Raw genomic sequence first — 14925 nt, 5'->3', positions numbered from 1 at the left:
ATATGTGGCGGCTTCGCACGGAATGGTCGATGATGTCATCGATCCACGCGAAACACGCATAAAGCTATTGCAGGCGCTCGATATGATGCGCAACAAAAAGGAAACGAGACCTAACAAGAAACATGGAAATATTCCATTGTAAGGATAGAAAGGACTGTTAACAATGAATGAAAAGAGACTGCTTGACGAGTTTTTCGAGTTGGTTCAAATCGACTCCGAAACGAAGCACGAAGGTACCATCGCTCCAGTGCTGAAAGCGAAAATGGAGCAGCTCGGCTTTGAGGTAATGGAAGACGATTTTGCTTCCCGCACAGGTCATGGTGCAGGCAACTTGATCGCCAATTTACAAGGCACCGTTGAAGGCGCCGATCCAATATATTTCACATGCCATATGGACACAGTCGTGCCTGGGCAAGGAATCAAACCTGTTCTCAAGGAGGATGGATACATTTACTCCGACGGAACAACTATCTTGGGCGCTGACGACAAAGCGGGTCTAGCCGCATTGTTTGAGATGGCCAAAGTGTTGAAAGAAGAGAAGATCGAGCATGGAGACATCCAGTTCATCATTACAGCTGGCGAGGAGAGCGGCTTGGTCGGAGCGAAAGAACTGGATCCATCCTTGTTAAAAGCGAAATACGGATATGCAGTTGATAGTGATGGCAAAGTTGGCGGCATTGTGACGGCTGCGCCATTTCAAGCGAAATTGTGGACAACGATTCAAGGCAAGACAGCACATGCTGGCGTTGCACCGGAAAAAGGCGTCTCGGCGATCAATATCGCTGCGAAATCTATCGCGAAAATGACATTGGGCCGCATCGATTCTGAAACAACAGCGAATATCGGCCGATTCGAGGGTGGCCAGGCGACGAATATCGTCTGTGATGAAGTGCATATTTTGGCGGAAGCCCGTTCTATTAGCGAAGAGAAGCTGAAGCAACAAACGGCTCATATGGTGGAAACATTTGAACAGACAGCGGCTGCGATGGGCGGAAACGCAACGACAGAAGTGAAGCTTATGTACCCCGGATTCCGTTTCACAGAAGATGCGGAAGTTGTTCAAACGGCACTCCAAGCCATTAAGAATGTAGGGCGAACTCCGGAGTTACTGACGAGCGGGGGCGGCAGTGACGGCAATGTATTTAACGGGGCTGGCGTGCCGACGGTTACCCTGTCGGTCGGATATGAAGAGATTCATACGAAGAACGAGCGGATGCCTGTAGAAGAATTGAACAAGCTGACAGAATTGCTCGTAGAAATTGTGAAGGTGGCAGCAGGGGCTGCGAAGGGGGAATAAGAATGGCGGAATTTAAAGCAGTCATCGTACAATGTGGAAATGAAGAGTATGCCATCGCAGTTGACTCTGTCGTTTCCATCGAGAAAATGGAAAAGATTAATCCGATTCCTCATCTTCCGGAGTATATGCTTGGATTGATGAAAATTCGCGGTGAACTCGTGCCTATACTCGATTTCGAAAAAATTTTATACGGCAAATCAGCTGCTAATATGCAGGAGGTTCGGATTGTCGTCGTACAAACTGAAGACTTGTATGTCGGTCTCGTCGTTCTGGATGCAAAGGAAATTATGGAAATTCCGGAGAGCAGCCTAACAACTTCTGGTTTGATGGCTTATTCGCGAACTCCATATTTTACATCAGTCGCCAACTTGGATGAACGGATGATTACCATTGTGGATCCAGTCATTCTTTCCAAGACACTGGCCGGGATGGATGAGATTGGTGATTACGTCCACTCTCAATCTATACAGGAACAATAATCAGTACCGGGCAGTCCATTGCCCGGTTTCATTTTCTTGCAGCGGGGTGATTCGATATGAACAGTGCCGGAAACTCGCAGGCAAAAGTGATCTTGCACTTGGATATGAATAGCTTCTTCGCTTCAGTTGAACAGGCGCACGATCCCTCTTTAAAGGGAATTCCAATGGCTGTCGCCGGGAACCCCAAAGAACGGCGCGGCATACTCGTCACCTGTTCCTATGAAGCGAGGGCACTCGGCATTTATACAACAATGACGGTTGGCGAAGCAAGACGTCTATGCCCGAATCTTGTCATCGTACCGCCGGATCGTGAGAAATACTCTACGGCATCACAGGCGGTATTCGCAATTTTGCGATCGTACACGGAACTGGTTGAGCCGGTGTCCATCGATGAAGCGTATTTGGACATCACGGACATTGGCGGCTTGACGCACGCTGTCTCAATAGCCGAACAAATGCAACAACGTATTTTACATGAGCTGGATCTGCCTTGTTCCATTGGAATAGCACCGAATAAATTTCTGGCGAAAACTGCTTCAGACATGAAAAAACCGATGGGGATTACTGTTTTGCGAAAACGGGAAGTTCCGGCCAAGCTATGGCCACTTCCGGTCATCCAAATGCATGGAGTAGGGCAAAGTACAGAAGCTAGATTAAAAGCAATTGGCATAACGAAAATTGGCGATCTTGCCAATGCAGAGGAATCACTGATAAAGAGCGAGCTTGGTAAGAATGGGATGCGCTTGAGGAATAGGGCGAACGGTATTGATTCACGTCCAGTTGATCCCGATGCGGCTGAGGAACGGAAAAGTGTTGGGAGTTCTACGACGCTGCCGATTGACGAAACAGACGAGCAAGCTTGTTTGGAAGTGTTTAAGCGGCTAGCGCAGCGTGTTGCGGAACGACTGGAAAGAAAGCAGCTTGCCGGCACCTCCATTTCAATTCAAATCCGGACAGCGGATTGGCGAAATCAATCGAGGAGCCGGACGGTTTTGAATCCATTATATACAGCCGAAGCTATTTACAAGGAAGCAGCCGAACTCTTTAGCCGCAACTGGGACGGGGATCCAATCCGCCTGTTAGGCATCACGGTATCTCAGGTCATTCCACGCAGTGAATTGCATGAACAGCTTTCGTTTGATACGTTTGAATACCATGCGAAGGATGCGAGAATGGTACAATTATTGCAAGAGCTGAAAGAAAAATTTGGTCCAGATAAAGTGAGGCGCGGATTGGGTGAAAGGTAGGGAGCAGCAGTGGAAGTCAGCTTTTTAGGAACAGGGGCAGGCATGCCCTCCAAACAACGGAATACCTCTTCGCTGGTCATTAATTTGGCTGCAGAAGAAGAGGGGTATTGGATGGTGGATTGCGGCGAAGCAACGCAGCATCAATTGCTTCATACGACAATCAAACCAAGAAAAATCAACAAGATATTCATCACCCATCTGCACGGAGACCATATTTTTGGGCTGCCTGGTTTCCTGGGCTCTCGATCTTTCTTAGGCGGCGATGAACCTCTCGATATATACGGGCCTCCAGGTTTGAACGAGTGGCTTATGACTACTATGCGCCTGACCAAGACCCATTTGACATACACTTTGCGTGTCCATGAAATCACAGAAGGCATACTGTTTGAAAACGATCACTTTACCGTGACGGCAAAGCAATTGCAGCATGTCATTCCGAGCTACGGTTTTCGGCTTGAACAGAAGCCGCTCTTAGGAAAGCTGCTGATCGAAAAAGCGGTCGCCGCAGGTGTTCCGAAAGGGCCATTATTACAAAAATTGAAGCAAGGAGAGGACATCATTTTGGAGGATGGCACGGTCGTTCGAAGCCAAGATGTTACGGGGGATCCACAAAAGGGTTTCATCCTTACAGTGCTCGGCGACACCAGCTTTTGCGAGGCTTCAATCGAACTGGCAAGGCAAGCGGATTTGGTTATTCATGAAGCGACCTTCGATAGTGAAATGGGCAAGTTAGCGGCTGATTACGGTCACTCCACTATCGTAGAAGCTGCGTCTGTCGCGAAAATGGCGGGAGCGAACGCCTTGATTGCCAACCATATTAGTGCACGCTTTCTTCCAGGTGATTTGGCACTCCTGCTGGAGCAGGGACAGGCCGTTTTCCCGAACCTCTTTATCGCTAATGATTTTTCTAAATACGCATTACAGGACGGTCGTGTGATTGAATTGTAAGGATTCAACTGCTATCCCGCCGGGATGCAGTTTTTTTATGTTAGAAGAACTAACTAATGAATTAATCACATTGTTAGTAAATGCCGTATCGAATACTCCTGCTATTTAGCACTAGCTAAAAGTTGATCAGTATGACTACCGCAAAAAACTCGGGTGGAGAAAGCATTCGTTTTCTCCACCCGAGTATAGCAGTACCTGTATATTAAAATACCCAGCCGCGATCATATTGCTTTGGAACTTCAATTTCAATGCCAAGTTCCTTTGCCGCCCGGTAAGGCCAATATGGATCCCGTAGTAGCTCACGCGCAAGCAGGATCATGTCCGCTCGTCCGTTTTTCAAGATTTCCTCCGCTTGGACAGCTGATGTAATCAAGCCGACTGCACCGGTCGGAATGGCCGCTTCCTTGCGCAACAACTCTGCGTAAGGCACTTGGTACCCGGGGAATGCGTCAATCTTTGCAGGCACAACTGCACCGGAACTGACATCAATCAGGTCGACTTCCTGTGTTTTCATCCATCTTGCCATTTCCACATAATCTTGCGGTGTCATGCCACCTTCCGTATAATCATGTGCTGAAATGCGGACGAATAATGGACCATTCCAAACGGAACGGATTTGATCGATGATTTCACGAAGGAAACGATACCTCTTTTCGCTTGAACCTCCGTATTCATCTGTCCGAAGGTTGGAGAGGGGAGAGAGGAATTCATTGATAAGATACCCGTGCGCTGCATGGATTTCAATTACATCGAATCCGGCATTCTTAGACCGGATGGCAGCGTCTTTGAAAGCTGTTATCGTCTTTTCAATTTCTTCTTTTGTCATTTCAGCAGGTGTTTTGTATTGATCGCTGAACGCTATTGCACTTGGTGCGTAAATGGTGCCGTCTACTGTCGCTTTGCGGCCAGCGTGTGCCAGCTGAATGCCGGTTGCCGAACCATGCTGTTTCATCATCCTGACTAATTCGGTTAATCCTTCGACATGTTCATCATTCCATATGCCAAGGTCCTGGGGGGAGATGCGTCCCTCTGGCAGGACAGCTGTTGCTTCGATGATAAGTAAACCGATTTGTCCGACAGCCCGCGAGCTGTAATGAATTTTGTGCCAATCCATTACTTTGCCGTCTTCCTGATCGCAAGAATACATACACATGGGCGCCATGACAATCCGGTTCTTAAACGTTACATCCCGGATTGTATAGGGTTCAAACAATAAAGCCATGAAAAAACCTCCTTGAATGCCTTGCTGACTAGCAGGATCGTTCTGCCTCCAGTATACCAAAAGTCCAATCTCAAAACATGGCGCCAAGCTCACGCGACCTGGCCTCTGCCCGACTAATGCAGGCTGCGACTGCTTCCTTGAACATTCGTTCCTCGAGTGTCCGTAAACCCGCTTCCGTTGTGCCTCCTGGGCTCGTGACATTTTTTCGAAGCACTGCAGGCTCACCGCCAGTCTGTTTCAGCATGGCGGCAGCCCCTTCCACCGTTTGAACGATTAATTCCCGCGCCACTTCCTTCGATAAACCGTTTGCCATTGCCGCTTCTTCCAGTGCTTCCACCATATAATAAATATAGGCGGGACCGCTGCCGGATAGGGCAGTCACCGCATGCAGTTCATCTTCTTCCACTTCTTTTACAATACCGATGGATCCAAGCAGGTGAAGAATATGGGTACGTAACGTGTCATCAACAAATCGATTAAAGGCAACGCCACTAGCAGATTTGCCGATGGTGGCAGACGTGTTAGGCATCGAGCGCGCAATCGGCCGGCTGCCAAGTCCGTTTTCCATAGTGTCTATAGATACACCAGCGATAACGGACAGAACAGCAGTGCCGTCATGTAATAATGGAGCGATTTCCAGCATGGCCTGTTGAATGTCTTTCGGTTTCGTTGCCAGCACAATCATATCCGCTTCCTTGAGCGCCCGTCTTTCTGGGCAGACAATAGCGACTCCATATTTTTCTTTCATCTCCTTCAGCCGATCGTCGTCCGATTTATTCATCACATACACTTGCTCCGCTTTCATTACATCATGCTTAACAATGCCCGCCACAATAGCTTCGGCCATGGAACCGGCACCAACAAATACGATCGAATTCATTTTTCCAACACCCTTTCCGTGTCAAATAAAAAAACGCCTTCATCCTCATTAGAGAGGACGAAAACGTCAGTTTCCGCGGTACCACCTTCATTTGCCGCAACTTGCGGCACAACTCATCCTTCCTTAACGCGGAAGGTACGGCCATGTTTCCATAGCAGCTCGGAAGCAGGTTAGAACGGGGAGTGGGATGCAACGCTTGCAGCCAATGACATTGCTCTCTGAAATCCTTCACCCATCCTATTGATCTTCCTCAACGCTCTAAATATTGGAACGATTATGTCATATATTCAGAATAAAGTCAACAAGTTAAAATGCATCAGAGAAGTACAAGACAACGGCTAGTACGGCAAGTGCTGCAATTACCACAAAGGACACCTTCCAGATACTTACCGGCGCTTGGCCGCTCACTTTTCCTGTTTGTCCATTCACTAAAAAACGATATACTTTTTGGTTGAATCGAAATGAAGAAATCCATAGAGGCAGCAGAACGTGCTTATACGTAATGCGCTCATAGCTAGTCGACACGGTCACAATCTGTACTTCATCGCCGCGTTCCTTGCTTAAGATCCCGCTTCGGATCCGGCTGTCAATAATGGATCTGGCGTCTTGCCAGCCGACTTTCAAAGGGATCGAATACCGTTCAGCCAAGAAACCGGAAACGTATTCTGTTTTGTAATCCACTAGATGTGCCAGCTGGAACGGTTCTACTTTGTTGATGAGCCCGGAGGCGACATTACGGGACGCTTTCACGAGGACGTCATCAAAAAACTTAGCGTAGCGGCCATGCTGAGTCCGCCAGCGGATTTTCCGCACTTGCTCCGTCACTTGTTTTGGTTTGCCATCTTCATATACGGTTCTCGTCTCGGTCACGTAATAATAGGTACCAATCCGAACGGTGTAGGCAGAGTCGGTTTGGGAGTCGAAGGTCCAGTAGGGGATGTACGCACCGCTCAATCGATCCAGCTCGTATGAATTCTTCAGTTTGGATGGGGCGAAATATCGTTTGCCGATCCATGTCTTAAATTTCGCGATTGCTTCTTCCTGCGGCACTTTGAAAGGGACAACGAGAGAAGGTTTGATGCCCGGACGATTCTCACTCTTCGCTATATGGCTGGAACTGCAAAACGAGCAGAAATCGGCATCGGCATCCCGATCCAGTACGGTCTCCGCGCCGCAGCTATCACATCGGAAAACACGTTTTTCTTTGTTCCAGCTACTATCCTCCTGCTCCAGTCCTTCATTGAAATCAAGTTCTATATCATTATGGTTTGTCGCCTCAATTGCATCTACTGTTCCGCAAAATGGACATTTCATAGAACCCGAAGCGGGATCGAATACGGTGTTTGCCCCGCAACTGTCGCACGTCAGTACTTCGGTTTCTTCTTGCTTCTTTGACTCTAAAACCTCCGATTGTCCTTCCGTCATACGATCACCACCCGCATGTTAATTGCTCAAGCCTTCGCCACATTCGCCGCAAAACTTGGCGGAAGGTGAGTTTGCTGCGCCACAGTCCGGGCATTTGATTTCTGTCACCTGCTTGGCGCCGCATTCCCCGCAGAATTTCGAGTTCGCATTGATTTCCGCATGGCAACTAATGCACGGCACCTTTGGAGATTGTATCGTTTGGCCGCATTCCGGGCAGAATTTTGCGGTCGCCCGGATTTGTGATTGACAGTGCGGACAAGCGATTTTCTGTTCCTCGGTGGATGAAGCTGTGGCAGGTTGGGCTGAGAAGGCACCCGCCATCACATTGCCAAGCGCTGCCCCTGCGCCGAGGCTGGCACCTGCGCCTGCAAGCCCGCCTCCTTCATTTTGCGCAATGTCACGGATCGCTTCTGCCGCCTGGTATTGCTGATACTGAGCCATATTGCCGAGTACGCCCATCGCCGTACGCTTATCCATCGCCTCTTCGACTTCTTTTGGAAGGGACAGATTCTCAATATAGAGGGACGTAATTTCAAATCCGAACTGGCTGAAGCGCTCTTGCATTTTCTGCCGTCCACGCTCGCTCAGTTCGTCGTAATGCATGGCAAGGTCCAAAGCTGGAATTTGCGATTCTGCAAACAGATCCGATAAGCCGGATAAAATCATTTTCTTTAAATGGCTTTCAATGCTCTGCGTCTCATACGAGCCATTTGTTCCAAACAGTTCGCGTAAAAATACGACAGGCTCTGCTACCCGGTACGAATAAATGCCGTAGCCGCGAAGGCGGATCATGCCGAAATCACGATCGCGCATCATAATAGGATTGGATGTACCCCATTTCTGATCGATGAACTGCTTCGTATTGATAAAATACACTTCCGCCTTAAAAGGGGAATTGAAACCTGTTTTCCATGATTTCAATTTCGTCAGCACAGGCATGTTTTGTGTATATAATACGTGGTGCCCTGGGTGAAAAACATCAGCGATTTCTCCTTCGTTGACAAAAATCGCCACTTGCGATTCACGGACGATCAGGCTGGCACCCATCTTAATTTCGTTATTCTGTACGGGAAATCGATAGACCATCGTATTGGTGTTCTGATCTGTCCATTCGATCACTTCGATGAATTGGCTTTTGAAAAAATTTAAAATACCCATAAGACTTACCCCTTCCATCCTTCTGTTGCGCTCATTATATCATACTACGATTGACCGATTGAAAGGTTTCAAGCTAGGAAGGATTCCGAAGAGTGACGGCATCGGGGAAACATTGTACAATGGACTGAACAACCATTCATTCTGACGAATAAAAGGAGTTTCTAAGATGATACATAAAATTGTACTGCCAACACCATTTGCTGTCGGAGATGTGAACGCATTTCTAATAAAAGGGGATACATTATCACTCGTGGACGCAGGGCCGAAAACGCCGGAAGCCTATGAAGCGCTGAAAAGGGGACTGAAGGATGCGGGATACTCCTTCGGAGACGTGGAGCAAGTCATTTTGACTCACCACCATCCTGATCATGCAGGATGGATGGACGCGTTCGACCGGGCGGATGTGATCGGGCACCCGTATAATGATCTCTGGCTGAAGAGGGATCAAGAATTCTTGGAGTATCATGATCGGTTTTATTTACAATGCCTCCTTGAAGAAGGTGTGCCTGAACAGTATTTACCGTGGGTGGAGAAGATGAAGCGGCCGCTTGCATTAATGGGCGACCGGACTTTGAACCGCACGCTAGGTGAAGGCGATGAACTTCCCGGCCATCCTGGATGGACGGTTATGGAAGCCCTCGGCCATGCGCAAAGCCATCTCGTCTTTTGGAATGAGAAGGAGCGCATGATGATCGGCGGAGATGTGGTGCTGGAAAAAGTGTCATCGAACCCATTGATCGAGCCCCCAGCAAACCCGAATGATCCGCGTCCGAGGTCGCTTTTGCAATATAATGCCTCGCTGCAGCGCATCCATGAGTTGCCAATCGATATCATTTACAGCGGCCATGGAAGTGAAGTGCGGGACATTCAGCCACTCATACAATCCCGGCTTGCGAAGCAAAAAGAACGGGCACACAAAGTGCATGGCATGATGAGTGGTGGCAGGAAGACTATTTTTGAATTGACGAAGGAACTTTTCCCGGCTGTCTATGAAAAGGAACTTGGATTGACGTTGTCAGAGACAATTGGCCAGGTAGATTATCTGTTGTCTGAAGGGAAAATCCAGGAAACGGAAGAAAGCGGCGTTCTATTCTATGAGCAAGCGTAAATCGGTACTCCTCACAGGGGCAACTAGCGGAGTGGGAAGAAACGTAGCGACTCGGCTCCTTGCGATGCCAGAGCAGTATCATCTGATCGCTACGGGACGATCCAACGAGGCTCTTCTTGAATTGAAGAAAGAAGGAGCGACTGTCATTTCTGCTGATATGGCGAATGCGTGTGATATCGATAAATTGATTGAACAAGCCGGCATACCCGACATTGTTATCCATTCTGCAGGTGTGGGCACCTTTGCACTGGCGCACGAACTGACCGACAGCCAGATTGAAGTGATGCTTGATGTAAACGTCCTGGCTCCGATGAAGCTGACAAAACGTCTGATGCCCGGTATGCTGGAAAGAAAAGATGGCCATATCATCTTTATCGGCTCTCAGGCGGGCAAGGTGGCAACGCCGAAAGCCTCGGTGTATGCGGCATCGAAACACGCCCTTATTGGGTACATAAATGCTCTTCGGATGGAGGTTGCGCCTCACGGCATACAAGTTTCCGCCATCCATCCGGGGCCAATTGATACGCCATTTCTTGATCATGCGGATGCTACCGGAACGTATCGACATTCAGTCGGGGCTCATTTATTGACGACCGAAACGGTAGCAGCAGCAGTTGTAAAAGTGATGACTAAGCCAGTGAGAGAAATAAATTTGCCGGGTTATATGGGCTGGACTAGCAAGCTATATGGGCTGGCTCCCGGATGGGTTGAAAGACTTGGAAAACGTTTTTTTGATAAGAAATGAAGCTGGAGTCCTTATGAAGGGCTCTTTTTTGTCGTTCATTCAACGGGTGTATCCAAAAGGGAATTTGCGTAAACGCTAAGATAAGGGTTGCATTGTTCATAACAAAAGTTTAAAATGTAAACAAAAGTTTATTGCGTAATGAAGCAAGGAGGCCGGAAAGGTGAATGAAAAAGAACAGCTCGTCCTCGAGTTGATCCGGAAAAATCCGTTTTTGTCCCAGCAGGAAATTGCAGATGAGATGAGATTATCCCGCCCAGCGGTCGCCAATCTAATCTCTGGTTTAATGAAAAAAGGCATTATTACCGGACGTGCCTATGTCATCCCGGAGATGCAGAAAATTGTTTGCATCGGCGGAGCGAATGTGGACCGGAAATTTCATTTAAAAAATGAAGAGCAATTGGGAACTTCCAATCCAACGACAGCGACAGTCGCAATCGGTGGTGTGGCGCGAAATATAGCAGAAAATTTAGGAAGGCTGGGCCATGCTGTCAAATTGATGACGGTAGCGGGGCAAGATGCAGATTGGGAATTAATCACAACGTATTCGGAACCTTTTATGGATTTGTCTGCTGTCCAACAGCTTCCAGGAGAATCGACCGGTTCCTATTCAGCAGTTCTGGATCCGCATGGTGAGCTCGTTATCGCGATGGCAACGATGAATGTCTATGAAAGCCTCACACCGGACTATATTAGTTTGAATGAACGGCATATTGCACAGGCTTCCCTCGTCATCATGGATCTGAACTGCTCTAAGCCAACTGCCGAATTCATACGGCAGCTAGCCGTTCGGCATGAAATTCCTCTTGCCATCGTACCGGTTTCCTCGCCTAAAATGGCGAATATGCCGGATACGCTCGAAGGGGTGACATGGTTTATTTGCAATGAAGACGAAGCCGAATCTTACACAGGTATCCAAATCGATACAAAGGAAGATTGGGAAAAAGCTGTCCTCGCCTTGCTGGATCGAGGCGCCGAACATGTTGTCGTCACGCGTGGTTCCGAAGGTGTGATGGCAGCAGATCGTCAGTCCAAACAAATCTTGCATGCCGAAGCAATCCAAGGAGTGCATGTGGAGGATGTGACCGGCGCAGGCGACGCCTTCATCTCTGGATTACTGCATGGTGTTGTGACAGGCTGGCCAAACGACAAAGCTGTCCATGCAGGCCGGGTAAATGCTGCAAAAACCTTGGAATCACCATCCACAGTCAGGCCGGAATTGACTGTATCACAACTAGAAAATGAAATGGAGGAATATAAATGAATCAATATCTCTCATACTCAGAAGAAGTCAAACAAGCCATGGAAGCAGGCAAACCGATAGTCGCATTGGAATCAACGATCATTTCACACGGCATGCCGTATCCGCAAAATGTTCAGACAGCACGGGAAGTCGAGCAGATTGTTCGGGATAATGGCGCTGTTCCCGCGACCATCGCTTTAATTGATGGCATGATCAAAATCGGACTTTCCGATGAAGAGCTTGAAATGTTCGGCAACAGTAAAAACGTAGCAAAAGCATCCCGCCGGGACCTGGGCTATCTACTTGCAACGAAGCAGTTAGGTGCGACAACGGTTGCCGCTACAATGATCTGTGCAGACCTAGCGGGCATCCGCATTTTTGTAACAGGCGGTATCGGTGGCGTTCACCGTGGAGCAGAAACAACTATGGATATTTCCGCTGACTTGGAAGAACTGGCTCAAACGAACGTCGCCGTTGTCTGTGCAGGAGCCAAATCGATTCTCGATATCGGCTTGACGCTTGAATACCTTGAGACAAAAGGGGTTCCAGTCATTGGCTACGAAACAGATGAACTGCCTGCATTTTATACAAGAAAAAGCGGCTTCCCAATTAACTTCCGGGCAGACGACGAAAAAACGGTTGCTGACACTTTACGAGTTAAGTGGGATTTGGGCTTGCAAGGCGGCGCAGTCATTGCCAATCCGATTCCTGCACAGGATGAACTTGAACCTGAGCTCATTGACAGCATTATCGCTAAAGCGCTAAAAGAAGCGGAGGCGAATGGTGTGAAAGGGAAAGATACGACACCTTTCCTTTTGGCAAAGGTGAAAGAATTGACAGAAGGAAAAAGTCTTGTCGCTAATATTGCGCTTGTTAAAAATAATGCGGTTGTCGGTGCGAAGATTGCTGTCGCATTTAACCAAGGTTGATTTTCAAAACGTCCATGTAAATGGGCGTTTTTTTCTGTCTTACGCGTTGGAGGGAATAGATTCCAACAGACGGGGTAGAGCAAGAAGAGAACCATTTGGCAAGGGAGGGTCTCTTATTATGAATATGGAATCTGGACAGCACGAGCAAATTAAAACAAGCTTGACTATCATCGCAACATTTTTAATGGGGTTTATTGATGCATATACATTTGACGTGCGAAACGGTACGTTTGCAAGTGCACAGACAGGTAATATGATCATGCTAGGTGCGAAATTGTTCTCGGGTGAATGGCAGGAGTCGGCGAGCCATTTATCTGTGCTAGCAGGCTTCGCATTAGGTGTCTTTGGTGGAGAAGCGATTTCATCAAAGTATTCCTATCTCGGTTTACAGCAATACCGTGTATTTTTAATGACTGAAGCAGTCCTATTATTGCTGCTGGCATATTTTCAGACCTCTCTACCTGACTCATGGATGGTTCTCTTTCTCGGAATACTTGCAGGCTATGTCCTTACCTTGTTCCGGACAATCAGGACAACAGGGGTGAATAATGGCATTATGACGGGTAATACGAAAAATCTTATGAACAACCTTTATAAAGTCATATTCCAAAACGATAAAAAAGCAAGAGAGGAATGCCGCAATTTGTCTACTGGCATCATGCTGTTTATCCTCGGAGTCGGCGCAGGCACACTCACTGTGAAGCTGGATACCCGGTTGAATTTATGGTGTGCGTTTACGATCATTTGCCTAACTGCAATTTGGATTGAAATGAAATGGATCTCAAAAGTGAAGCGATTGAGGGGTTAGCTATAAATGTTGGTATAGACTATTTCTGAGGGATTTATGAAACGTTACAGTTTGCACTTTTCAAGAATTCGCCAAATACAAAGGAATTAGCTAGCGGCAAAGCGAATACACTCATGAGGAAGGGGGCGTTTCTCATGACGCGGGAGAAGACTGCTAAATACATTGAAACACCAGTGAAAACGCTATTCAAAAAGTTTGCGGCTAGTAAGGATGTTACGCTTGTATATGGCGAACCGATTGAACTCGGATTAAAAAAAGTGATTCCAGTCGCAAAAGTAAAATATGCCTTTGGCGGAGGTGGTGACGGCCAAGGCGGAGAAGGGGGCGGCGGTGCCTTCTCCATTAAGCCTTTGGGTGTCTATGAAATTTTGCCAGAACGGGTTTCGTTCATCGGGACGACTGACAAGAAAAAGGTGACAGTGGCTGCTATTGTGACTGCTGGAATTGTGTTGTCCCTCGCTTTGGCGAAACGAAAGAAAAGATAAAGGGTCACTCCTACATATGGCGTAAACGTCTTGCAGCAGATAGGTCATAGACTGGTGAACGGAAGTGCAAAATAGGATCATCGGAACATTCGATGCCCTCTGTCAGGACGGTCGGATCAAAAACGAGCGATTCCGCTCCGTCCTCCCTCACCGAGTTCAATGAGAGCATGCCAATGTCGATCGTTTGCCTGTCAGCCGGCCACATAAGACTTGGATCGTCTATTGGATCTTCCGGCTGGGCTAATTGAATAAAAAGGCGAAATTGAACCGGTAACCCGTCCTCCAATCGTTTCACTAATTCAGTTTCCAAATCGATTCGTGAACCATACGATTTACGAACACTGGAAGATTTCACCGGTTTCCAGAAAAAGCGTACGGCTTGCCTGGTTCCTTCAGAGGAGACCAAATAGAAGGAGTGCAGGGCATGATACGTTTCTGTCGCAAAACTGGCTGGCGGCTTTAAGCTCTTGAGCAGCTTAGGAATGGTTGCAAACTCGGGCTTTTTAATCAAAACTTCCAACTTTTCTGTTATGGATAACGGCTCCTTAGCCATGACTTGCACAAGCCGGATAAAAGCTTCCGGTGTTTTGGTAAGAAATACAGGAACATTGGCCATCACCAAGTTCGTAAAGACATTCTCCTGCAACAGAAAACGCACCGCCATCCCTTTGATTGGCACGAGCAATTCATGTGGATTCGGAGTCGGCCAAAAATGGGAGAAGCGAACGATCGCGTTTACCGATTCGTCTTGTAAATGCTTGGCTGTTGTTAAGCTGGAAGCCGCTCCGTTCGGCTGAAAAGTCGCATCAAAGGCAATTCCTTTCGTATGGGCACGCCGCTGTCCTGGATAAGTTCCCACTGCATTCTCAATCGAATCTACCGCTTCCTCAGGTGTAACCTCTCTTCCAAGTTGTTCATCCATGCAATACACTTCCTCTCTAACGAATACTTCCA

16 protein-coding genes are annotated in these 14925 nt (G+C 47.8%); 11 read left to right on the top strand and 5 right to left on the bottom strand.

The annotated features are described in order from the left end of the window. The 5 genes from NCCP2222_RS20830 to rnz all read left to right on the top strand — a co-directional run. A partial coding sequence (locus tag NCCP2222_RS20830) for a carboxyl transferase domain-containing protein (protein ID WP_375709152.1) occupies positions 1–142 on the top strand: 142 nt, incomplete at its 5' end. A 21-nt stretch (positions 143–163) separates the two neighbouring features. Then, positions 164–1297 carry a M20/M25/M40 family metallo-hydrolase gene (locus tag NCCP2222_RS00560; protein WP_248508597.1) on the top strand — a complete coding sequence of 378 codons (1134 nt, stop codon included), beginning with the start codon at positions 164–166 and terminating at the stop codon, positions 1295–1297. 2 nt (positions 1298–1299) lie between these two features. Beyond that, positions 1300–1776 (top strand): chemotaxis protein CheW, encoded by a 477-nt coding sequence (locus NCCP2222_RS00555; protein WP_248508595.1) that lies wholly within the window; start codon positions 1300–1302, stop codon positions 1774–1776. Positions 1777–1832: 56 nt separating this feature from the next. After that, on the top strand, positions 1833–3023 hold the full coding sequence (locus NCCP2222_RS00550) for a DNA polymerase IV (protein WP_248508593.1): 1191 nt from the start codon (positions 1833–1835) through the stop codon (positions 3021–3023). A 9-nt stretch (positions 3024–3032) separates the two neighbouring features. Then, the gene (gene rnz, locus NCCP2222_RS00545) at positions 3033–3971 is read left to right on the top strand and encodes a ribonuclease Z (protein ID WP_248508591.1); all 939 of its coding nucleotides are present in this window, start codon (positions 3033–3035) and stop codon (positions 3969–3971) included. A gap of 202 nt (positions 3972–4173) precedes the next feature. Here rnz and namA read toward each other — a convergent pair whose 3' ends face one another. The 4 genes from namA to NCCP2222_RS00525 form a co-directional block, all read right to left on the bottom strand. Beyond that, a complete protein-coding gene (gene namA, locus NCCP2222_RS00540; RefSeq protein WP_248508589.1) occupies positions 4174–5193 on the bottom strand; it encodes an NADPH dehydrogenase NamA in 1020 nt (339 codons plus the stop codon). 70 nt (positions 5194–5263) lie between these two features. Then, positions 5264–6073 (bottom strand): pyrroline-5-carboxylate reductase, encoded by an 810-nt coding sequence (gene proC / locus NCCP2222_RS00535; protein ID WP_248508587.1) that lies wholly within the window; start codon positions 6071–6073, stop codon positions 5264–5266. 306 nt (positions 6074–6379) lie between these two features. Continuing rightward, positions 6380–7498 (bottom strand): TFIIB-type zinc ribbon-containing protein, encoded by a 1119-nt coding sequence (locus NCCP2222_RS00530; RefSeq protein WP_248508585.1) that lies wholly within the window; start codon positions 7496–7498, stop codon positions 6380–6382. 18 nt (positions 7499–7516) lie between these two features. Next, entirely contained in the window at positions 7517–8656 is a 1140-nt protein-coding gene (locus NCCP2222_RS00525) for an SPFH domain-containing protein (protein WP_248508583.1), read from the bottom strand. 166 nt (positions 8657–8822) lie between these two features. Here NCCP2222_RS00525 and NCCP2222_RS00520 point away from each other — a divergent pair, with 166 nt between their 5' ends. The 6 genes from NCCP2222_RS00520 (at position 8823) to NCCP2222_RS00495 (ending at position 13971) form a co-directional block, all read left to right on the top strand. Continuing rightward, a complete protein-coding gene (locus NCCP2222_RS00520; RefSeq protein WP_248508581.1) occupies positions 8823–9764 on the top strand; it encodes an MBL fold metallo-hydrolase in 942 nt (313 codons plus the stop codon). Next, positions 9751–10509: an SDR family NAD(P)-dependent oxidoreductase gene (locus tag NCCP2222_RS00515; protein ID WP_248508579.1), complete on the top strand. Its 759-nt coding sequence runs from the start codon at positions 9751–9753 to the stop codon at positions 10507–10509. Before NCCP2222_RS00520 ends, NCCP2222_RS00515 begins: the two co-directional genes overlap by 14 nt. A 160-nt stretch (positions 10510–10669) precedes the next feature. After that, positions 10670–11770 carry a carbohydrate kinase gene (locus tag NCCP2222_RS00510; RefSeq protein WP_248508577.1) on the top strand — a complete coding sequence of 367 codons (1101 nt, stop codon included), beginning with the start codon at positions 10670–10672 and terminating at the stop codon, positions 11768–11770. Next, a complete protein-coding gene (locus tag NCCP2222_RS00505; RefSeq protein WP_248508575.1) occupies positions 11767–12678 on the top strand; it encodes a pseudouridine-5'-phosphate glycosidase in 912 nt (303 codons plus the stop codon). Before NCCP2222_RS00510 ends, NCCP2222_RS00505 begins: the two co-directional genes overlap by 4 nt. Before the next feature lie 118 nt (positions 12679–12796). Next, positions 12797–13486: a YoaK family protein gene (locus NCCP2222_RS00500; RefSeq protein ID WP_248508573.1), complete on the top strand. Its 690-nt coding sequence runs from the start codon at positions 12797–12799 to the stop codon at positions 13484–13486. Between the two features lie 134 nt (positions 13487–13620). Then, positions 13621–13971: a hypothetical protein gene (locus tag NCCP2222_RS00495; RefSeq protein WP_248508571.1), complete on the top strand. Its 351-nt coding sequence runs from the start codon at positions 13621–13623 to the stop codon at positions 13969–13971. Between the two features lie 10 nt (positions 13972–13981). Here NCCP2222_RS00495 and NCCP2222_RS00490 read toward each other — a convergent pair whose 3' ends face one another. Beyond that, on the bottom strand, positions 13982–14893 hold the full coding sequence (locus NCCP2222_RS00490; RefSeq protein ID WP_248508569.1) for a catalase: 912 nt from the start codon (positions 14891–14893) through the stop codon (positions 13982–13984). Positions 14894–14925 lie beyond the last annotated feature (32 nt).

Source organism: Sporosarcina sp. NCCP-2222, from assembly GCF_023168145.1.
Taxonomy (GTDB): domain Bacteria; phylum Bacillota; class Bacilli; order Bacillales_A; family Planococcaceae; genus Sporosarcina.
Note: the sequence above shows the minus strand (reverse complement) of the source record. Positions and strands in the feature narration are given on the sequence as shown.

Bases quoted from the DNA above. Each gene is read 5' to 3' on its own strand.
- NCCP2222_RS00560 (WP_248508597.1), top strand. From the start codon at position 164: ATGAATGAAAAGAGACTGCTTGACGAGTTTTTCGAGTTGGTTCAAATC.
- NCCP2222_RS00555 (WP_248508595.1), top strand. From the start codon at position 1,300: ATGGCGGAATTTAAAGCAGTCATCGTACAATGTGGAAATGAAGAGTAT.
- NCCP2222_RS00550 (WP_248508593.1), top strand. From the start codon at position 1,833: ATGAACAGTGCCGGAAACTCGCAGGCAAAAGTGATCTTGCACTTGGAT.
- namA (WP_248508589.1), bottom strand. From the start codon at position 5,193: ATGGCTTTATTGTTTGAACCCTATACAATCCGGGATGTAACGTTTAAG.
- proC (WP_248508587.1), bottom strand. From the start codon at position 6,073: ATGAATTCGATCGTATTTGTTGGTGCCGGTTCCATGGCCGAAGCTATT.
- NCCP2222_RS00530 (WP_248508585.1), bottom strand. From the start codon at position 7,498: ATGACGGAAGGACAATCGGAGGTTTTAGAGTCAAAGAAGCAAGAAGAA.
- NCCP2222_RS00525 (WP_248508583.1), bottom strand. From the start codon at position 8,656: ATGGGTATTTTAAATTTTTTCAAAAGCCAATTCATCGAAGTGATCGAA.
- NCCP2222_RS00520 (WP_248508581.1), top strand. From the start codon at position 8,823: ATGATACATAAAATTGTACTGCCAACACCATTTGCTGTCGGAGATGTG.
- NCCP2222_RS00515 (WP_248508579.1), top strand. From the start codon at position 9,751: ATGAGCAAGCGTAAATCGGTACTCCTCACAGGGGCAACTAGCGGAGTG.
- NCCP2222_RS00505 (WP_248508575.1), top strand. From the start codon at position 11,767: ATGAATCAATATCTCTCATACTCAGAAGAAGTCAAACAAGCCATGGAA.
- NCCP2222_RS00500 (WP_248508573.1), top strand. From the start codon at position 12,797: ATGAATATGGAATCTGGACAGCACGAGCAAATTAAAACAAGCTTGACT.
- NCCP2222_RS00495 (WP_248508571.1), top strand. From the start codon at position 13,621: ATGACGCGGGAGAAGACTGCTAAATACATTGAAACACCAGTGAAAACG.
- NCCP2222_RS00490 (WP_248508569.1), bottom strand. From the start codon at position 14,893: ATGGATGAACAACTTGGAAGAGAGGTTACACCTGAGGAAGCGGTAGAT.